The organism is Thalassospira profundimaris (assembly GCF_003326675.1).
In the GTDB taxonomy this organism is placed as follows: Bacteria; Pseudomonadota; Alphaproteobacteria; order Rhodospirillales; family Thalassospiraceae; genus Thalassospira; species Thalassospira aquimaris.
Genome location: NZ_JPWF01000009.1, coordinates 189815 through 210801 on the forward strand (window position 1 = coordinate 189815; position 20987 = coordinate 210801).

General features: G+C 54.2%; 17 protein-coding genes. 12 read left to right on the forward strand and 5 right to left on the reverse strand.

Features of this window, described 5'->3' with window-relative positions; genetic code table 11:
• Positions 1-280 precede the first annotated feature (280 nt).
• Together TH19_RS14675 and mgtE are read left to right on the forward strand one after the other, a co-directional pair.
• On the forward strand, positions 281-2572 hold the full coding sequence (locus tag TH19_RS14675; RefSeq protein ID WP_114103137.1) for an NADP-dependent malic enzyme: 2292 nt from the start codon (positions 281-283) through the stop codon (positions 2570-2572).
• Between the two features lie 202 nt (positions 2573-2774).
• Positions 2775-4178: a magnesium transporter gene (mgtE, locus tag TH19_RS14680; RefSeq protein WP_114103097.1), complete on the forward strand. Its 1404-nt coding sequence runs from the start codon at positions 2775-2777 to the stop codon at positions 4176-4178.
• Between the two features lie 100 nt (positions 4179-4278).
• Here mgtE and TH19_RS14685 read toward each other — a convergent pair whose 3' ends face one another.
• Entirely contained in the window at positions 4279-6906 is a 2628-nt protein-coding gene (locus TH19_RS14685) for a bifunctional diguanylate cyclase/phosphodiesterase (RefSeq protein WP_114103098.1), read from the reverse strand.
• A gap of 388 nt (positions 6907-7294) precedes the next feature.
• Here TH19_RS14685 and TH19_RS14690 point away from each other — a divergent pair, with 388 nt between their 5' ends.
• Positions 7295-8683 (forward strand): class I SAM-dependent RNA methyltransferase, encoded by a 1389-nt coding sequence (locus TH19_RS14690; protein WP_114103099.1) that lies wholly within the window; start codon positions 7295-7297, stop codon positions 8681-8683.
• A gap of 260 nt (positions 8684-8943) precedes the next feature.
• Positions 8944-9990: a flagellin N-terminal helical domain-containing protein gene (locus tag TH19_RS14695; protein ID WP_181846431.1), complete on the forward strand. Its 1047-nt coding sequence runs from the start codon at positions 8944-8946 to the stop codon at positions 9988-9990.
• A 73-nt stretch (positions 9991-10063) separates the two neighbouring features.
• On the opposite strand, the gene TH19_RS14700 is transcribed toward TH19_RS14695, so the two are convergent.
• Entirely contained in the window at positions 10064-10579 is a 516-nt protein-coding gene (locus TH19_RS14700; protein WP_114103101.1) for an SH3 domain-containing protein, read from the reverse strand.
• Positions 10580-10779: 200 nt separating this feature from the next.
• Here TH19_RS14700 and TH19_RS14705 point away from each other — a divergent pair, with 200 nt between their 5' ends.
• From TH19_RS14705 to TH19_RS14735, 7 genes are all read left to right on the forward strand, one after another.
• Positions 10780-11766, forward strand: coding sequence for a 2-hydroxyacid dehydrogenase (locus TH19_RS14705; RefSeq protein WP_114103102.1), 987 nt, complete (start codon positions 10780-10782; stop codon positions 11764-11766).
• A gap of 147 nt (positions 11767-11913) precedes the next feature.
• Positions 11914-12282: a cupin domain-containing protein gene (locus TH19_RS14710; protein ID WP_114103103.1), complete on the forward strand. Its 369-nt coding sequence runs from the start codon at positions 11914-11916 to the stop codon at positions 12280-12282.
• 152 nt (positions 12283-12434) lie between these two features.
• Complete coding sequence (locus TH19_RS14715; protein ID WP_114103138.1) at positions 12435-13121, forward strand: fumarylacetoacetate hydrolase family protein; 687 nt, start codon at positions 12435-12437, stop codon at positions 13119-13121.
• Between the two features lie 54 nt (positions 13122-13175).
• Positions 13176-13973, forward strand: coding sequence for an exodeoxyribonuclease III (xth, locus tag TH19_RS14720; protein WP_114103139.1), 798 nt, complete (start codon positions 13176-13178; stop codon positions 13971-13973).
• A gap of 182 nt (positions 13974-14155) precedes the next feature.
• A complete protein-coding gene (locus tag TH19_RS14725) occupies positions 14156-14989 on the forward strand; it encodes an AsmA family protein (protein ID WP_114103104.1) in 834 nt (277 codons plus the stop codon).
• A gap of 480 nt (positions 14990-15469) precedes the next feature.
• Complete coding sequence (locus tag TH19_RS14730; protein WP_114103105.1) at positions 15470-16321, forward strand: OmpA family protein; 852 nt, start codon at positions 15470-15472, stop codon at positions 16319-16321.
• 30 nt (positions 16322-16351) lie between these two features.
• Positions 16352-16549, forward strand: coding sequence for a YqaE/Pmp3 family membrane protein (locus TH19_RS14735; RefSeq protein ID WP_114103106.1), 198 nt, complete (start codon positions 16352-16354; stop codon positions 16547-16549).
• Between the two features lie 104 nt (positions 16550-16653).
• Here TH19_RS14735 and TH19_RS14740 read toward each other — a convergent pair whose 3' ends face one another.
• The 3 genes from TH19_RS14740 to htpG form a co-directional block, all read right to left on the reverse strand.
• The gene (locus TH19_RS14740) at positions 16654-16884 is read right to left on the reverse strand and encodes a hypothetical protein (RefSeq protein ID WP_114103107.1); all 231 of its coding nucleotides are present in this window, start codon (positions 16882-16884) and stop codon (positions 16654-16656) included.
• A 3-nt stretch (positions 16885-16887) separates the two neighbouring features.
• Positions 16888-18222, reverse strand: a complete 1335-nt coding sequence (locus TH19_RS14745; protein ID WP_258547974.1) for a deoxyguanosinetriphosphate triphosphohydrolase — start codon at positions 18220-18222, stop codon at positions 16888-16890.
• A 156-nt stretch (positions 18223-18378) separates the two neighbouring features.
• Positions 18379-20259, reverse strand: a complete 1881-nt coding sequence (gene htpG / locus TH19_RS14750; protein ID WP_114103108.1) for a molecular chaperone HtpG — start codon at positions 20257-20259, stop codon at positions 18379-18381.
• 286 nt (positions 20260-20545) lie between these two features.
• Here htpG and TH19_RS14755 point away from each other — a divergent pair, with 286 nt between their 5' ends.
• Entirely contained in the window at positions 20546-20872 is a 327-nt protein-coding gene (locus tag TH19_RS14755; protein ID WP_114103109.1) for an HPF/RaiA family ribosome-associated protein, read from the forward strand.
• Positions 20873-20987 lie beyond the last annotated feature (115 nt).

The window sequence follows — 20987 nt, forward strand, 5'->3', positions numbered from 1 at the left end:
TTTCGTTTCTGGACCTTCCCCATATATGCCCTACAATGTTCCAGTCAGAGGGCACTGACGGGCATCCGATAGATGGACGCAGTTGCGAGATAACCAGTTGATTTGTTGTGCGGTGCGGCGTTGAAAATTATGCAATGCAGCCTTTTGGCAGGACGATACACTGAGTGCTTCAAACGCCGGGGAAACTCATTTAGTCTGTGTTTCCCACTAAAGTGAATTATCAGGATTTAACCATTTCGTGGTTAATTAATGTAAATACCTGAAATTAAAAGGTATTATGATGGCAAATAGAAATGACAAGCTGCGTGAAGCAGCTTTGGACTATCACCGGTATCCCACCCCGGGGAAATTGTCCGTAACGGCAACGACGACCCTTGCCAACCAGCGTGACCTTGCGCTGGCATATTCGCCGGGCGTTGCGTTCGCCTGCGAGGAAATCGTCAAAAATCCCGATACCGCGGCGGAATATACCGCACGCGCCAACCTTGTCGGGGTGATTTCCAACGGTACGGCGGTTTTGGGCCTTGGTCCGATTGGCCCGCTGGCATCCAAGCCGGTGATGGAAGGCAAGGCGGTTCTGTTCAAGAAATTCGCCAATATCGATGTCTTTGACCTTGAGGTTGCCGAAACCGACCCGCAGAAATTCATTGATATCGTCGCCGCACTCGAGCCGACCTTCGGCGGCGTTAACCTTGAAGACATTAAGGCACCGGAATGCTTCATCATCGAGAAGGCGTTGCGCGAACGCTGCAATATTCCGATTTTCCATGATGATCAGCATGGCACGGCGATCTGTGTTGCTGCGGCGGTTCTGAACGGTCTGCGTGTTACCGGCAAGGACATCAACAAGGTCCGTCTGGTTGCATCGGGTGCCGGTGCTGCGGCACTGGCGTGTTTGAACCTTCTGGTATCCATGGGCCTGCCCAAGGAAAACATCACGGTCACCGACAGGTTTGGTGTGGTCTATAAGGGCCGTCAGGAAGAAATGGATCCGTGGAAAGCGGAATATGCCATTGAAACCAACGCCCGCACCCTGAGTGACGTGGTCGAGGGTGCCGATATCTTCCTTGGTCTGTCTGCACCGAATGTCATGGGCGAGGACGAGCTGCGCAAGATGGGTGAACGCCCGATCATCATGGCGCTGGCCAACCCGACCCCGGAAGTATCCCCCGAACTGGTCAAGGAAATCCGCCCGGACGCCGTGATGGCAACCGGCCGTACCGATTATCCGAACCAGGTGAACAACGTTCTTTGTTTCCCGTTCCTGTTCCGCGGTGCCCTTGATGTCGGTGCGACCGAGATCAACGAGGAAATGAAGATTGCCGCGGTCGAGGCGATCGCAGACCTTGCGACTGCCGAAGTATCGGATGTGGTGGCAACCGCCTATGGCGGCGAGGAACTTAAATTCGGCCCGGAATACCTTATTCCCAAGCCGTTTGACCCGCGCCTGATGCTTGAAATTCCGCCGCGTGTTGCCAAGGCCGCGATGGATAGCGGTGTTGCCAAACGCCCGATTGAGGATTTCGATCATTACCGTCAGCAGCTTGAAGGCTTTGTCTTCCGGTCCGGTCTGGTGATGAAGCCGGTCTTTGATATGGCGCGCGCGCACAAAAAACGCGTTGTCTATCCCGAAGGCGAATCGCGCCGTGTGCTTCAGGCCTGTCAGGTTCTGGTTGATGACGGTGTCTGCCATCCGGTGGTGATTGGCCGTCGTGAAGTGATCCTTGAACGGATTGCGGAGCTTGGCCTGCGTCTGATCCCGGATGAGCATATTGAAATCCATGACCCGGACGACAATCCGCATTTCGAACAGGATTGGCAGGACTTCCACAACATCATGGGCCGTCGCGGGATCAACCCGGAATATGCCCGTTCTATCGTGCGTACCCGTCCGACCGTGATCGCGGCCCTTATGTTGCGTCGTGGCGAGGTCGATGCGATGTTGTGTGGCTGTCAGGGCGGTTTCCTGCGTCATCTGCGCTATGTCCGCAACCTTGTGGGCCTGCGCAAAGGCGTAACCGATTTCTCGACCGTCAATATGATGATCATGAAGCAGGGGACGTTCTTCCTGACCGATACATATGTCTCGGTCGATCCGACCCCGGAACATGTGGCCGAAACCACCATCATGGCGGCGGATGTGGTCAAACGGTTTGGCATCACGCCAAAGGCCGCGTTGATTTCGCATTCCAACTTTGGCAGCCACGAAAACAAGTCTGCCTGCAAAATGCGTGATGCGTTGCAACTGATCCGCACGCAGGCGCCCGATCTTGAAGTCGAAGGCGAAATGCATGCGGATGCAGCTATTTCGCAGCCGATCCGTGATCGTATCTTCCCGCATTCCATGCTGAACGGTGCGGCAAACCTTCTGGTCATGCCGACCCTTGATGCAGCCAACATCTCCTACAACCTTGTGAAGATGCTCGGCGATGGTTTGCCGGTTGGTCCGATTCTGGTTGGTGCGGCGAAATCGGCCCACGTGGTCAGCCCGTCCATCACTGTGCGCGGTATCGTCAATATGACGGCAATTGCCGTTGTTGATGCCGTCACGCGCAGTCAGGAAGGCCAGTAACCTGGTTGCTGAACCCTGTCTGGAAGTCGGGACGGGGTTTGGAAAATAATCTGCTATTGCGGCCCTTGACCGGGGCCATGTGATAGCGCAGAAACAGCCGTGTCGGGATTTTGTTCATCAATGTCCCGGCACGGCGTTTTCATAAGACAGTTGCAATCTGGTGCGGGACGCAAACAGCAGCACATAATTCAGGGAGGGGCAGATGACAGGTCAAGTTGATGAACTCGACCGTCCGGCGGAAACATCCACCGGCGACGAATATGTCGATCTGACACCTGAATATGCACGCGAAATCTTTGGCGCGCTTGGCGACGAAGACAGTAACACCGCGTCCGAACTGCTTGGCGAATTGCACTTTGCCGATATCGCCGACCTTTTGGGCTGGGCAAGCTCGAACCAGCGTGTACAGCTTGTCGACCTGATCCGCCCCGATTTTGACCCGGAATTCCTGACCGAGCTTGATGACGAACTTCGCGAAGAAGTCATCAATCTGCTTGGCACCGATGTGGTGGCCGAGGCCATCACCGAACTTGATTCCGATGACGTCGTCGAGGTCATCGAGGATTTTGACGAAGAAGAACAACGCGAACTTCTGGGTGCGCTTTCCGATATCGAACGTGCGCGCGTTGAAGAGGCGCTGTCTTATCCCGAATATACCGCCGGTCGTATCATGCAGCGCGAGCTGGTGGCGATCCCGGATTACTGGTCGGTTGGCCAGACGATTGACTTCCTGCGTTCGGCCAAAAGCCTGCCCGATGATTTCTATGACATCATTGTTGTTGATCCGCGTTACAGCCCGGTCGGTATCGTGCCGCTGTCGCGGGTGATCCGTACCAACCGTCCGGTTCTGGTGCGTGATGTGATGGAATATGATGAAATGCGAACGGTCCTTGTGACCGAGGAGCAGGAAAACGTCGCCCATCTGTTCCGTCAGCGCGACCTGATTTCCGCGCCGGTTGTCGATGACAATGGCCGTCTTGTCGGTGTGATCACGGTCGATGACGTCGTTGACGTTATTGACGAGGAATATGAAGAAGACATGATGCGTCTTGCCGGTGTTGGCGAGGAGGATGACCTTTCAAGTGCCATCCTTGATACCACGCGGTCGCGTTTTACCTGGCTTCTGGTCAATCTTGGCACGGCGATCATGGCGTCGCTTGTGATCGGCATGTTCGAAGGGACGATCCAGCAACTGGTTGCCCTTGCGGTTCTGATGCCGATTGTGGCCTCGATGGGGGGGAATGCGGGCACGCAGACCCTGACCGTTGCCGTGCGCGCAATTGCGACGCGCGAACTGACCAGCACCAACGCGTGGCGTGTTATTCGCAAGGAAGTTGCCGTCTGCGGCCTTAACGGATTGGCATTTGCGATCTTGTCGGGGGCTGTCACATGGCTTTGGTTTGATGACATGTTGCTTGGTGCTGTGATTGGTGCGGCAATGATCATCAATTTGCTGTTTGCCGGGCTGTTTGGCGCACTTATTCCGCTTGGACTGGAGCGGGCCGGTATTGACCCGGCAGTATCATCCTCGGTGTTCCTGACGACGATTACCGACGTTGTCGGCTTCTTTGCATTCCTTGGACTGGCCGCGGCCTTCCTGCTTTAACAGTTATGTTGTCGGTCCGATAAACCGGCAAAGAAAAGCCCCGCAGCAAAGATGCGCGGGGCTTTTTTATTGTCGATCTACCTAGTCGGGGCTGCGCACGTTACTGGGATGGTTCATCCGGCGCGGGCTTGGCTGCGGCCTTTTTGCGTGCAGGGCCCTTTTGCAGTGTCAGAAGTTCGGCAGTATCGCGGGCATCAAGTGGTGCTGAAAGCAGGAAGCCCTGCATCTCGTCACAGTCCGCGGCCTGCAAGACGGCAAGCTGTTCTTCGGTTTCGACACCAACTGCAACCACTTTGCGGTTCAGGCTTTTGCACAGGCGGATTGCCGGTTGCAGGATGCTGTTTTCAGGTTGTTCATCAAGAGCAAGGCTGAAAAGCGACTTCGACAGTTTGATGCGCTGAACCGGGAACCGTTTCAGATAGCGAAGCGACGTGTTGCCAGCTCCGAAGTGATCGAGCGTCAGGCCAATGCCTGCCTCGGCAAAGCGATAGAACTGACCAAGGGCGCGTTCGGGTTCGCGCATGGCGATATCCTCGGAAACCTCGATCTCGATCATGGCGGCGTCAATTTCATGTTCGGCGGTCAGATCAATGATGTTCTTGATCAAATCGGCCTGGATGAACTGGCGGCTTGAAACGTTAAGGGCAATTGGCACCGGCACATAACCCTCTGCGCGCCATGCAGAAAGCTGTTTGCAGACGGTTTCAATGATCCATTGTCCCAGCGGCGATAACAGCCCGGTGCGATCGGCAACGGCGATGAAATCGGGCGGCAGGCGGCGTTTGCCGCTGTCATCAATCCAGCGCAACAGGGCTTCGAACCCGGTCAGGCTGCGATCCGATGTGCGATAGCGCGGCTGATATTCGAGAACGAACCGTTTTTCATCCACAGCACGACGCAACTGCGTTTCCATCGACAAACGGGCATGCATCACGTTGTTCATTGTCTCGACAAAGAAGCAATATGACGATTCTGCCGACTTCTGGGCGCGATACATTGCGGCATCGGCATTGGCCAGCAATTGTGACGGCGCACGCGCATCGTTGGGATACAGGGCAACGCCGACACTGACATGCAGGCGGATTTCTTCGCCGGTTGTCGTCTGGATCGGTTGCGACATGGCTTCGACCACGCGTTCGGCCACAAGTGCCGCACCTTCGGCTTCGGACAGGTCGGTCGCGATGATTGCAAACATGTCGCCCGAGAACCGTGCGCAGGTATCTTTTTCCCGCACAGTTGCCCGCAGACGCCCGGAAATGGTGCGAAGCGTTTCATCGCCGACATCCGCACCGAACCGGTCATTGATGGCGCGGAAGTTATCGATATCCACCACCAGAACCGACAGCAGCTTTTCATAGCGTTTGGCATGGGCAACCGCCTGGTTCAGGCGATCTTCAAACAGGGCATGGTTTGGAAGCCCGGTCAGGGGATCATGGGTCGCCAGATAGCGCAGGCGATTGACCGATGCATTCGCGGCCGGATTGTGATGCAGGGTAATATCGACACAGTCAGGATTGCTTAGCGACGGCTTCATCGCCAGATTGCAAACGACGTGAACGCCTTCGGCACTGCGAACAATCCATTCGCGGCGGAGTTCTTCCTCGCCGCGATTGATTGCAAGCAACATTTTCTCCTGCGACCGGCGGGACGCAGAACCATCGGACTGGAATTCTGGCGCCAGATTGTAAAAACGGATGAAGCCGTAATCTTCTTCGCGCAGATCGAAAAATTCGGCAGTTTCGGCCGACATTGATTTCAGATGACCATCAAGCTTGGTGATCGACAGGGCCAGATCGTTGATATCATCCCCGGCATTGATGTGATGCATCGTGCGCCGTGAAGAGGTTTTCTGCCGATTGGTCAGCATGAAAATCAGGATGGTAAACAAGGCTGTGCCAATCGTCCCGAACAGCAAGACAAGTTCGGGATTGGCGGTGTGCTGTGTTGCCAGCTTGGGATCGGCGATCACATCGACCAGCCACTGACGGCCGACGATTTCGACCGGGACAGTGCGCTGCAATTGTTCGTTATCGCCTTCGCCGCGGACTTCAAACAGGACAGTGTCACCTTCGCGCACGCGCACGGTATAATCTTCGACCTGTTCGGAATTGATGACCGATGCCAGCATGGACCGGATGCGGAACGCCCCGTTAATGACGCCAAGGATTTCGCCGTCGCGGCCCAAAACCGGGCTATAGGCGGCAAATCCGCGTCCGCCCTGAAGCAGTTCCAGGGTCGGGGTAATCTGGGTGCGGCGCTGATCAAGGGCGATATCAAGAACCGGTCCTGCAACCGGATGCCGTTTCAGGTCAGCACCAATCGCCGGGACATTTCCCTTGATCGGGGCGACATACAAAATGATGTAGTTCGGCGAAATCCAGTTGATTGCCTGAAGCGCGGGGAAGCGGCTTTGCAAGGGGGTGGCGATTGACAGATAGGCGCGTTCATCCTTGGGCGGGCCTTCCTGCCAGTTGTCGGCAAAGTTTTCAAGAACGGCCAAATTGCTTGTGACAATCTGACTGACCTGCTGGGCGATGGAAGTTGCCGTGATCTGGGCCGCCGACAGAAGGATGGTGCGGCGATTGTTTTCAAACGATTGCCAGAAAAAGAACGTCACAGATGCAAAGAAGACCGCGGTCAGGAATCCAGCCGCAAGCGCCCGCTTTTTCAGACGAGACGTTTGTGTGGTTGAATTCTCGTCCGGTTGCTTGTGTTCTTCTTCTTCCATAACTCCCCCATCCGTGACCCGCCATACAGGTTCCCCAACCCGTATTTAGGCGCACATAACGTCGTCATCGCGCCAATCGCATCTGGCATCAATCCATGATGTCTGACAAATGGCAATCTGTCACGTGGACATAAACAGTTTCTTGTATGTTTTATGGTGTTATTCTTACACGATTTTAAGGGGTTGGTCGCGCTCATTTGCGGATTAATTTTCCAGCCTTTCCCCGGATGCCGGGTCGGGTTTGACCTGATACAGCACTGGTTGGAAAATTAAATCTGTGTTCGCCCCTGTTCGTGGCGGGCCAACTGGTGTATCTGAGGCGGGCATTTGGCACCTGCGATAAATTGCCAGAAAATATGTGGCAAAAGTCACCCCCGAGAGAGAGTTTATGAAACATCATCACCGCAATCCCCGTGCCCGTGGGGGGCGAAAGCGTCAACCATCCCGTCGTGATCCGCTGATTGGTTTTGAAGCGCCGGTCACCATCGAACAGGTTGGTGCGCGTGGTGATGGCATCGCACATGTCGCGGCACCCGATGGCAAAGCCGTTCTGGTGTATGTTGATTGTGTCCTGCCGGGGGACGAAGTCCGTGTTGCTTTGCGTCAGAAACGCGGCGACGGTTACGGTGCCGAGATTGTCGAGGAAATCACCAGAAGTCCGTCCTTCAACCCGCCGCGCTGTTCGCATTTCAAGGAATGCGGTGGCTGTGCCTTGCAGCACATGAATGACGAGGATTATCGCGGGTGGAAACATGACAAGGCCCGCACCGCGTTGCTGCGCGCCGGGATTGATGCCGAAGACGCCGATGACCTGATTGCCGATGTTGAAATTTCACCGCCGGCAAGCCGCCGTCGTGCAGGGTTTTCTGTGCATGTTGGTGCAACCGGTGTGTTTGTCGGTTTCCATGGCCGGTTCAGCCACACAGTCCTGAATGTTCCTGATTGTGCCGTGCTGCGTCCGGAATTGATGGCGTTTCGCAGTGCCTTTGTTGATTTCCTGAAATCCTGTCCGCCCGATCATGCGCGAGACATCAAGGAAGTCTTTGTCACACTGGCCGATAACGGGCTGGATGTTCTGGTTCATGCCAGTGCCGATCCCAATCTTGATATGCGTCAGGATCTTGCGGCCTTTGCCGATACCCAGAATATCGCACGCCTGAGCTGGAAGGTTGGTGAGCGCCCGGACGAGCCGGTTGCCGCCCGCCATACGCCGCTTGTTGCCTTTGAAAATGTCGAAGTGCCGATTGCACCGGGCGGGTTCCTGCAAGCCACCCGTGAAGGGGAACATGCCCTTGTTTCCGCGGTTAAATCGGCACTTGATGAAATCGCGCCAAAACAGGTTGCCGACCTGTTTTGCGGGGTGGGCAGCTTTACCTTTGCCTTGGCCCTTTCTGGTAAACGTCGTTCGGTAACCGCGGTGGAAAGCGATCCGCGGGCGGTTGAGCTTTTGCAATATGCAGTCGGACAATCGGGAAGTCCGATCAAGGTTGTTAAACGTGATCTGTTCCGTCAGCCGTTGACGGCGACAGAATTGGCTGCGTTCGATCTTGTCGTTTTCGACCCGCCGCGTGCCGGGGCCTTGGCACAGTGCGAAGAGCTTGCTGTTGGTGGACCGGAATGGGTATTGGCGGTGTCCTGTAACCCGGCAACCTTTACGCGTGATATGCGCGTCCTGCGTAACGGTGGATACGAGATCGAGAAAGTCGTCCCGGTCGACCAGTTCCTGTGGTCATCGCATCTGGAAATGTTTGCCGTTTTACGGCGCAAGCAGGCCTGATTCCTTTGCGATTCGTTGCTGACCTTGAAGGGGCAGGGATGATTGCGTCCATCATGTTGCGCCCAGATAGGGTGACTTTTTCCCAAGTTGCGCCTTGGTTGCGTATTTGGGCTTAATGTTTCATCGCGAATAATCTATACTATCGGCTGATATTTCCGCCGGACGCCAGGATGGTCAGGCGGGCATGGTTTTGAATGATTTCAATTCCTTTGCCCGTGCAGCACGTAGTTGCATTGCCGGCTTGTTTGCGCGGAAAACCGATGGAAGCACTGGCCAGTCAATTGACGATCTATACCAGTACTGCGCGTGCAATCGCACCGCAGAACAGGTTGACTGCGTCTGATGACAACCAGCCTTCGACACCATCGGGTACTACCGAGCGTCAAAACAGCTTTGTTCGCGGCAGCAGCTACACCGCGGAAAAGCTTCGCGGATCGCTTGGCAGTGCTGGCGACCTTTTGACGCAGGCAGCGGATGATTTGTCGCGCATTGGTGATGCGCTTGATGAAATCGAATCCCTGATCGAAGTTGCCGAGGAAAATCCGAACCTTTCAGCGCAGCAACGTGCACAGCTCAATGCGCAGATCGAAGATTACCTGACCCGGATCGATGATATCGCGGCCAGCAGTTCGTATGACGGGCGTAATCTTCTTGATCAGGATCAGACGATTTCGGTGCGGACGGGTTCAGGTACGTCGTCGGATAATCAGATTGATGTCGAGCTTTATGCATCCGCGTCCGAAGATCTGGCGACGGGGCTGTCTTCTATTGATCTTTCGAGCAATACCGGTGTTTCGGATGCCCGCGTCCTGATTGACGAAGCCCAGCAGTCATTGCGGGATCGCGAAATATCATTGGCGGCAGACCGCGGCAGTATTGCAACGGCGCAGGATCAGAACCGTGTTGCACAGGTGGCGGGAGACAACATTCTTCAGGCCCAACTGGCCGCGTCGGATGGCTCCGAAATCGATGACGTAAAGGCACGGATATCAGAAAATTTGCAGGCCTATCTGGGGAATATTGCAACCCAGCTTGCCAATCAGACGGTTACCGTTGGCGGGTTTAGCCTGCCTGAACCGCAACCTGATCCGTTCCTTGAACAGAATGATCGTCCGGTCTTTGATCCGAATGCCGAAGATGGAACGCCATACGGGACGGAGTTCCCTGGTCAGTCGACGGACAGCGCGCCACGGCCGCAGCCATTCAGGACCACAGGATTTGGCGGGTATGATCAGGGCGGCAATATCGCGTCAAACAACAACAGCGGGGCCGAACGCCAAACAACCCGCGTTTCCGTTGACGCCTGATTGATGCTTTGGACGTGTTGATCAGAAGGGACGCCGGAACCGTCCGGGTGCGCAAGATTGATCTGGTGCGATCCTATCCTTCGACGTTTTCGTCGTCATAAACACCCCAGAAACCGTGACGGGGCGTCCATCCTTCAAAATCACCAAACTTTATCTGGCACCAGTTGATATTTGACGGGCAGTCTTCGATCCGACCGATCACGCTGGCCGACACCAGTGCGATTTTGCGGGCATTCTCGTCCGCTGCGGAATAAAGCGTGATGGTGTCATCGGTGACGATGACGTGGCGTGATCCGACCAGAAGGCTTTGGTGAACCCAGCCTTCGCTGCCTTCCCAATCGCGGACCTTGCGCCAGGTATCAAATTCGGACACGACTTCCATCGGCATGTTGCGGCGCTGATAAATCCAGACCTTGGGATAACGCAGGCCGGGACCGGACCGCAGGAACACCTTGTCTGACCGCAATGCGACAAACCGCGGAATGGGCAAACCGGATTCTTGCGCGCTGGCAACAATCGGAGCGGCAAGGCTGCCCAGAATTGCCAAAGCCATCATGCGAGACAGAAAACTGCGCAAAATACGCGGCATCGTGTTGGTATTCCTTTGTTTATTCTCTCTGGCAGCGGGTTGCCAGCTATTGCCGTTGCGTAATAAAATTACAAAAACAGCGTCAAAATCCTTGCTTTTGTACCTTTGTGCATGGCATCACTGCAATGCGGCAGAGCACAAAAGTGCGTGATGCCAGATTTTGTCAGAAAAAGAGTTAAAAGACTGCATAGGATCGGCAGATGACCAAGAAAAAACCGCTTGTCGTCGTGACCCGGAAACTGCCGGAAGCGATCGAAACCCGTATGATGGAACTGTTCGATGCGCGTCTCAATATTGATGACGCCGCAATGAGCAAGCAGGAACTTATCGAAGCTGTCAAAGTTGCCGATGTTCTTGTCCCGACAGTGACGGATAAGATTGACGCTGCCGTATTGGCCCATGCGGGCCCGAACCTTAGGCTGATTGCCAATTTCGGGACCGGTGTGGACCATGTTGATCTGCAGACTGCACGATCACGCGGGATTACGGTCACCAACACCCCGGATGTTCTGACCGAAGACACCGCCGATATGACCATGGCGCTGATCCTGTCTGTTTCGCGTCGCCTTGCCGAGGGCGAGCGTCTTATTCGCAAAGGCGAATGGGCAGGCTGGGGGCCGACCTTGATGTTGGGCCATCGCATTTGGGGCAAGCGTCTGGGCATTGTCGGCATGGGCCGCATTGGCCGTGCTCTGGCCCGCCGTGCCAAGGGGTTCGGATTGTCTGTGCATTACCACAACCGGCGTCGCGTCCATCCTGATATCGAAGAAGAACTTGATGCCACCTATTGGGAAAGCCTTGATCAGATGCTGGCTCATGTTGATGTGGTATCGGTCAATTGCCCGCACACACCTGCAACCTATCATTTGCTGTCTGCCCGTCGCCTGAAACTGATGCAGCCGCATGCCATTCTGGTCAACACCGCACGTGGCGAGATTGTTGATGAACCGGCCCTGACCCGGATGCTGGCCGATGGCGAAATTGCCGGTGCCGGACTGGACGTGTTTGAACACGAACCGGCAGTGAACCCCAAGTTGCTTGAGCTGCAAAATGCGGTCCTGTTGCCGCATATGGGCTCGGCAACCATCGAAGGTCGCGTTGATATGGGCGAAAAAGTCCTGATCAATATCAAGACGTTCGTTGATGGCCATACCCCGCCGGACCGCGTGATCGAGGGCCTGTTATAAGGGTCGTTGAACTTCTAATGGAAATGGCGGTGCCCGGTGCGCCGCCATTTTTTGTTGTGCATCCTCATATGCGGATGGTGCGGAAAACTGTTCCCCGTCATTTTCGCCCTGCAAGCCCGACCAACGCACCTGTAGAGGAGACCGAAAGTGACACATCTGGAAAATGCAACCGCCGCGGCATATGGAAATGAAACACTGCTTGGTTGCGGTTCGGTATCATCGGTGACGCTCCGTGAAATGTCGCTTAAAGGTCCGTGCGTCGTATCGGGTGTTCAGAACCTGTATGCCGAGGAACTGGTTTTTGTAATGTCCGGGGCGGTCGATATTTTTGAAGTCGATGGCGAACATGTCGCGTTCGAGGACAACTTTGTGTCGATCCTGCAAGGGCAACGTTATCACTTGCATGTCACCTCGCCAGGAACGGCCAAAATCGTTACAGCAACGGTTCCTGCCTTTCTGGAAGCTGAAAAGGTTGCTGCCGCCAAGGCCCACCTGAAAAAACTGACGACACAATAAGGCATGTTGCCTTGTCCAAAGGGTGTCGAAGCGCAAAATGGCTCCTGACAATTCCTGACAGTAGAACGGTATTTCGACGTATTGGAGATTTCAATTCTTCCGATGCTTGGGTATGACTGTTCTACAGCATGGATGATTTTAAAGGGGTCATGATGACTTTGATCTTCGACGCAGCTGAACCGACGACCATTCCGGTTCAGGATTCCGACGGCCTTTTCCCGGTTAACCGCATTTTCTGCATCGGTAAAAACTATGCCGATCACGTCCGCGAAATGGGGTCGGATCCGTCTGATACACCGCCTTGTGTCTTTATGAAGCCGACCGGATGTCTGGTCGTTGGCGATGGCGATTTGCCTTATCCGTCCGCGACCGAAGACCTGCATTACGAGGGCGAGCTGGTTGTCGCACTTTCCAAAGGCGGCAAGGACCTTGATCGTGCCGCTGTTGAAGATGCAATTTTTGGCTATGCCGCCGGTCTTGATATGACGCGCCGTGACGTGCAGGCGGGACTTAAAGAACGCCGTTTGCCGTGGGACATGGCAAAGTCATTTGATGGCTGTGCCGCAATATCAGCCATCAAGCCAAAGGCCGAGGCCGGAAACCCGCATGCCACCAACCTGAAACTTTCGGTCAATGGCGATGTGCGCCAGAACGACACCACAGCCAAAATGATCTGGCCGGTGGTTGATGCGCTGGTTCATCTTTCGACCCTGATTGAACTTAAACCGGGCGATCTGTTGTTCACAGGTACGCCCGAAGGCGTTGGTCAGGTGGTGCGCGGTGATCGTATGGATCTTGTGATCGCTGATGTCGCAGAACTGTCGGTAACGTTGAAATAACACGGGATAGCGGGTCAGGAGCCCATCCCGAATAAAATGAAAACGGAGCCCGTTTTGAAGATTGTAAGCTGGAATATCAATTCCGTTCGCCTGCGCATCGAACAGGTCATCAAGTTTCTTGAAGACCAGCAGCCCGATGCATTGTGTCTTCAGGAACTCAAATGCCCGGACGAGCATTTCCCGCATGACGCATTTGAGGCGGCAGGATATGTGCACCGTCATAACCACGGTATGAAAAGCTATAACGGGGTTGCGATTATCTCGCGTCTTCCGTTTGTCGAAACCGACATCAAGCATTTCTGTGGCAAGGAAGATCGCCGTCATTGCATGGCGAAATTCGAAAACGGTGTGGAACTTCATAACTTCTATATTCCGGCAGGCGGGGATGAACCCGATCCGGCGATTAACGAGAAGTTTGCCCACAAGCTGTCTTTCATTGATGAAATGACCAGCTGGTGGGGCGAACGCCGTGCTGCAGACCCGAACCGCAAGGCCGTTCTGGTTGGTGACTTTAACATTGCACCGTCTGAAAACGATGTCTGGTCACACAAACAGCTTCTCAAGGTTGTCAGTCACACCCCGATTGAAGTCGAGATTCTTGAGAAATTCCGTCAGTCGGGCGATTTCATTGACTCGGTCCGTGAAGTTGTGCCCGAGCCGGAAAAACTGTTCAGCTGGTGGAGCTACCGGTCGCGCGACTGGCGCGGCAGCAACAAGGGTCGCCGACTGGATCATGTGTGGATGACGCCAAATATGGCCGGTACGGTCCGCACTGCTTCGGTCTATGATCTGGCTCGGGATTGGGAAAAACCGTCGGATCATGCACCGGTGGTTGTGGAATTCAATCTGTAAGACAATCAAGTTTGATGACCTGAAAACAGCGGGCCGGGGTAACCTAGTCCGCTGTTTTGTCATGTGAAATAACTTGATTGTCAGGCCAAACGGGGCGACTCTTTTGCTTGAATGAAACTGATCCGGTGCCCATGTGCTCAATGTCGCACTGTTTCGGTGGCAAATTAAGCAGGATACGAGCAATGAAAAAGATACTGATTGGTTTGGCCGCGATCATCTTTTTAGTCGTCGGTGGACTTGTGTATGTCTATGTGAACCTTGACGATATCGTTAAAACGACGATTGAAAAGGCCGGTACACGCGTCACTTTGGCCGAAGTCACAGTTGAAGGTGTGGCAATCGAGGCAACGCAGAATACCGCGGCGATCAATGGGCTGGTTGTTGGAAACCCGGATGGTTTCAAAACCGATTACGCCTTCTCGCTGGGCAATATTTCAGTTCGTCTTGATGGATCGACATTGACCAGTGACACCATTCGGATCATCGAAGTGGTCGTTGATGCGCCAAGTGTTACCTATGAGCTTGGCAATGGCAGCTCGAACATCGCAACGATCCAGCGCAACGTTGAAAGCTTTGTTCAGCGCGTTTCCGGCCCGGCCGGGGCAGGTGGTGCTGACGGTGATGCTGCGGGTGACGATGCCGGTTCAAGCACAAAAATCATTATTGATAACGTTTATGTCCGGAACGGAAATGTTGGTGTTTCTGCCGCCCTGCTTCAGGGCAAGAAGCTGTCGGCAAGCCTGCCTGAAATTCATCTGAAAGATGTTGGCAAGGAAGAAAACGGCGCAACCCCGGCACAGGTTGCTGGCGAAATTCTGACCGCAATTAACGCATCCGTGTTCCAGGCAGTATCCAGCCTGAATGTCGATGGCCTGTTGCAGGGCGTGGGTGATCTTGGCAAGGGTGTTGTCGGGGCCATTGGCGGTGCGGCAAGCACCGGTGGAACCACCATCAAGGATGGTGCCGATGCACTTGGCGGCGCGGTTAAGGGATTGTTTGGCGGGTCTTCTGACTGATTAGCCTAAACCTTAACACTGCAAATATCGAAATTTAATGGCCTGACCGGATGACCTTTCCGGTCGGGCCTTTTTTTGATCCGGCCGGGAAAAAACGGTTCACCTGCATCGTTGTCACTTTGTGACAAAATGGTTGTCTATCGGGCACCTGGTCGGAGAACTGAATCAGAAGGAATATGAATTTTCTCTATCCCACTGCTTTTTTTCATGAAATTGACTTCTATATATCCTTGGATAGGGGTAATTATATCCCCGTCCATGTTGTCTTGGGGCCACTGGATCGTAAATGATTTTACGGTTCAAAATTCGGGGTCGGGTCCGAGGGATCTGATCGACTGCAAGAATGATATGGAAAAATAGCAGGCGAAAATGACCTGCAAGGTGGTTGTTGCAAGACATCGGCCAACGATGTCGGCATCAGCACCAAAGTATCTTTTGGGATTGGGACAAGGAATGTCGGTCAGACAAGGAGTAACACCGATGAAAGCTAAACTGCTCGCCGTTGTTTCCGCCGCAGCCTTTCTGAGCGCGTGCGCAAATATGAATATTCCTGGGGTGCGTGATATGGCTGACGAAGGGTCGGCATTTGACGCAGCTCTCCACCAGAATTACGCCGATCTCGCCCAGGCTGAATATGATGAAGCCGATTGGAGCGACGCACGTTACTTCACCAGCCGTTCGAAAATGGCTGCGATGAGCCAGGATACCGGCCCGCAGATGATTTCCGAGCGTTCGCTTCCGGAAGGCAGCGTTGCCGAGGTTGAAGTTGCTCGTAGCGACCTGATGGCTGCACTTGATGCCGGTGGCCGCGACAAGGCTGCTTCGGCTGCCGCACGTGCACAGTCCAGCTTCGATTGCTGGTTGCAGGAACTCGAAGAAAACATTCAGCAGGAAGATATCGATAATTGCCGCTCGGCATTCTATCAGGCACTGGCAATCGTTCAGGCTGAACTCGAACCTGCTGCTGCGCCGATGGCTGCTGCAATGCCGATGCCGGTTCCGATGAATGTCTATTTCGGTTTTGACAGTGCCGCAATCGACGGCAAAGGCATGTCGGTGATCAACGGTATCGTCGAAGCATACGGCAAATATTCCCCGGCAAGCGTAAGTCTGGTTGCCTATGCCGACCGTGCTGGCGATGCGATGTATAACGACATTCTCGCAAAATCGCGTGTTGATGAAGTTGTGAAGGCACTTCGTGCCGGCGGTGTACCGGCAAGCAAGCTTGCCATCAGCATCAGCGGTGAAGCCAATGTTCCGGTTGCAACCGATGACGGTGTTGCCGAACAGGGCAACCGTGTCGTTGTTGTCACCTTCAAAGACAGCATGTAAGCGCGTCACACTAACAAGGGGATTTCATCCATGCGTCTTTTGATCGCACTTCTTCTTCCGTGGTTGTTGTTCTTTACCATCGGTCGTCCGATTGCAGGTGTCATCTGCCTGATCTTGCAGATTACTCTGGTTGGTTGGGTTCCGGCTGCGATCTGGGCTGTCTATTCGCTTAGTCAGTACAATACTGACAAGAAAATCAGCAACGCCATGGGTGGTGGTCAGGACTAACTGATCGTATCTGTGCTGTTTGCAGCCAGATGCTATATCCGGATATCAAGGGCGGGTCTTTGGACCTGCCCTTGTTCGTTTTGGCTGTGTTAAGCCAATATGCGTTAGCGCAAATGACGGCGCACGCCGCCGACAAACCGTCCGATCAGGCGGGAAACCACAAACCGCGTCAGCGTAAAGGTCACAGCCCCCAGAACCGCAGGCCAATACCATGCCTCGACCTCCGGGCGTGTGCTTTGTTCCACCAGACCATAAACAATGGCGGCCATCGCGGTTGCGGCAAAGAACGCCGTACGACGTCGATAGCGGGCGATAAAGGGGCCAAGCATCCACATTGATCAGTGCTGTCCGCCGCCAATGTCACGCGCAAGGCGGGCGGCGAAGTCATCGGTCATGCCCGAAACGTAATCGAGGATGACCAGATACAGGTCATAAAGCGGCGCGCCAATTGGCATGGCATCATTGCCGATCAGTTCACGAACGCGCCCTGCACGGTACGAGACATCGGCCTCTGTCGTTGCCTGATGAACTTCAAGCGCGGTTTTACAGAAGGTATCAAGCAGGGTTTCAAGATGGGCAAATGCCCCGACTTCGATCTGTACCTTGCGGCGGTTCAGGATGATCTGCTTTTCGGAGAATGACTTTGCGTTGGCGATCAGCTCGTTATAGGGGCCGTCGGCACAGGCCAGAAGATCACCCTTCCAGACGCCTGCCAGAAGTTCTTCCTCGTTACGGACAAAGGCATCTACAAGTGCATCAAGAAGGCCCGACATGATCTTGCCACGCAGGAAGGATATCTTGCGGCTGATATTTTGTTCGCGGTGATATTCGGCGGGCAGGTCGCCTTCGATACAGGGGCGGAGCATGTTCTCCAGGGTTTCAAATTCCACCAGTTCAAGTTCGACCCCGTCCTCGATATCAATCAGGGCGTAGCACACATCATCGGCCGCCTCGACCAGATAGACCAGCGGATGACGGCAAAATGCCTGATCCCCGGTTCGGATCAGGCCGGTGGCATCGGCAACCTCTTCGAGCAGGGCGAATTCCTTTTGGAATGCACCGAACTTCTTTTTCTGTGGAAACGGACTTCCGGCCGCCGACCATGGATATTTCAGGAAGCTTGCCAAGGTGGCATAGGTCAACCGCATCCCGCCGTCATAAAGGCCGGTGCGCTTGTTGGTCAAAAGACGGAAACCCTGCGCATTGCCTTCATAGGTGGTCAGGTCTGCAAACTGTTCCTTGCCCAGTTTTTCGGTGAATATCGGATCGGCATCGATGAACCATTGGCGGACGGCATATTCCCCGGCATGGCCAAAGGGCGGATTGCCAATGTCATGACAAAGGGCTGCGGCCTGCACGATGGCCGCCATATGATCGGGTTCGATGGCGTCGGGCAAACTGCCCTTTTCATGCAATTTATGCCCGACCATCAAACCAAGTGATCGACCGATACAGGATACTTCAAGGCTGTGGGTCAGGCGGGTATGGACATTGTCATTTTCCGGCAGCGGATGAACCTGGGTTTTCCGTTGCAGACGTCGGAACGCCGCGGAAAAAATGATCCGGTCATAGTCCTTGTGAAAATCGGATCGACCAAAGGCGCCGACGCTTGAATGACGGGTGCCAAGCCGTGCGGGTGATAGCAGTTTTTGCCAGTTCATCATCGCAGTCATGGTGTTTTGGGCCTTCCCGTCGGTTCCGAGCTTCTTTCACATGTGGGGCCTTTATGCCCGTTGTTGGTAAATAAGCATTTTAAATTTCGCAGATTTCCAAAAGAAAACGGCGCATCTTGTGACGCGCCGTTCTCAATATCGGTTGGTGTATCGGGCTTATGCACCCAGACCCTTTTCCATGATCAGATCAAGGCGGCGTGCAAAGCTGACCGGATCGGGAAGGGCTTCACCTTCGAGAATGCGGGCCTGATCAAGCAGCAGCAGGGCGGCATCATGAAGGATCGGGGCCTTGGCATCCTTGATTGCAACATCGGACAGCTTTTTGATCAGGCTGTGTTTCGGGTTGATTTCAAGAATACGCGGGCTGATTTCATCAACACGATTGTGCTGTTTCATCAGGCGTTCCATTCGCAGATCCATGCCCATTTCATCGGCAATCAGACAGCAGGCCGAACTGGTCAGACGATCAGATTCCCGAACGTCCTTAACGCCGGTTCCAAGGGCGATCTTGATCGACGCAATCAATGCATCAAGCGATGCATCACTTGCCGTATCGTCCTTTTTCTCGTCCTTGCTGTCTTCGTTGTCGTCGGATTTGACGTCATTGAGGTCGGCACCGCCACGGGTGACCGATTTGAAGTCTTTTTCTTCGAACTGGCCAACCGATGGCATCCAGAATTCATCAACCGGATCGGTCAGAAGCAGAACTTCGATGCCCTTGGCGGCAAAGCCTTCAAGCTGCGGGCTGCGTTTAAGGGCGTCGATATCTTCGCCGCTGATGTAATAGATGGCCTTCTGGCCTTCTTTCATGCGTTCGACATATTCCGCAAGCGTGGTCCAGCCATCGCCCTTGGTCGAACGGAACTTGGCGATCTTGAGGATACGGTCACGATTTGACTGGTCTTCATAAAGACCTTCCTTGACCACAGAGCCGAAGGTTTCCCAGAATTTGTCGAACCCTTCGCCGTCCTTTTTGGCCGCAGTTTCAAGTTCGGACAGGACCTTTTTGGTCAGGCCGTTCTTGATTTTGGTCAGGACCGGATTGTGCTGCAACATCTCGCGCGAGACGTTCAGCGGCAGGTCCTGGCTGTCGACGACACCTGAAACAAAGCGCAACCATGGCGGAAGCAGTTCATCCGCGCCCTCGGTAATAAAGACCTTGCGGACATAAAGTTTCAGATGACCTTTGCGCTGCGGGTCATAAAGATCGAACGGACGCATGGTCGGAAGGTACAGAAGGCCGGTATATTCAATCGCGCCTTCGGCCTGATAGTGGATGGTTTTCCAGGGATCATCGAAGGCATGGGAATTGTGTTTATAGAATTCCTTGTATTGCTCGTCGGTGACTTCCGATTTCGGACGGGTCCAAAGGGCGGATGCCTCGTTCAGCGTTTCATCGCCATCGGCCTTCATCAGAACGACCGGAATACCGATGTGATCGGAATAGGTTTTGACGATGTGGCGCAGACGGTATTCTTCGGTGAATTCCTTGAACTCGTCGGTCAGATGCAGGGTGATCTGCGTGCCGTGGCCTTCCATCTCGGCTTCGGCGACGGTGTATTCGCCCTTGCCGTCCGATGACCATTTCCAGGCCTGATCTTCGCCGGCCTTTTTACTCAGAACATCAACCTGGCTTGCCACCATGAAGGCGGAATAGAAACCGACGCCAAACTGACCAATCAGGTCGACATCCTTGGCATTGTCGGATTTGGAAACAGCATCAAGGAACTTGGCAGTGCCGGAATTGGCAATGGTGCCAAGGTTGTCAATCAGGTCGGCCTTGTTCATCCCGATCCCGTTATCGGCAATCGTCAAAACATTGCGGACATTATCTGTCAGAAGGCGGACCTTGAATTCAGCGTCGCCTGCGAGCAGTTCCGGTTTGGCAATGGCTTCATAGCGCAGCTTGTCGCACGCATCAGAAGCATTGGAGATCAGCTCGCGCAGGAAGATGTCCTTGTTGGAATAAAGCGAATGGACAACGATATCGAGCAGTCGGCTAACCTCGGCCTCGAACCGCATTTTTTCTTCCGTCATGACCTCTTTTTCTCCTGTATTTCAAAACACTGCCGGGCTTCCCCGAATGCGGCAGAAGCACGGACATCTCAACGGTTTATGATAAAAACCGTGCTTGATATGCGTCAACGCACCTTGCAGCGCAAGTCTTGTATCCTAAGTATAGTTATAGACGGTTTTATTACAGGGGCGCGTAAACCAGACAAAAAGCGTTCCTGATTGTCCCGAAGCCGCAAGTGCGACGGGCTTAAACGGCAGGGTGCAACGCCCTGCTTTGCGTCCAAGGCTTTAAACAGGAGGCCGTATCATGAAGGTTCCCGTTCAAATCACCTACCGTGATGTTGACCAGTCTGATGCGCTTGACGAGCGTATTCGTTTCAAGGTGCAAAAACTTGAAGAAACCTTCGATCGCATGACCAGTTGTCATGTCGTTGTGGAACGACCCCATGCTTCTCATAACCATGGAAACCGCTTTGCCGTTCATTTCGGGATTAATGTGCCGGGCAAGGAAATCATGGTGAAGCGGGACAGTGCAGACCATGCACATGAAGACGTCTATATCGCGCTTAAAAACAGTTTCCAGGCCGCGCGTCGGCAGCTTAAGGACTATGCCGACAAGATGCGCAATCACTAGGATTGCAGCCAGGTCTTAAAGGGCAGGCGGGGCGACTGGATGGTCGCCCCGTTTTGCGTTTGGAACGCACTTTTGCATCGGTGGCGCAAATGCGCATCCAAGGGAAGTATCAGCC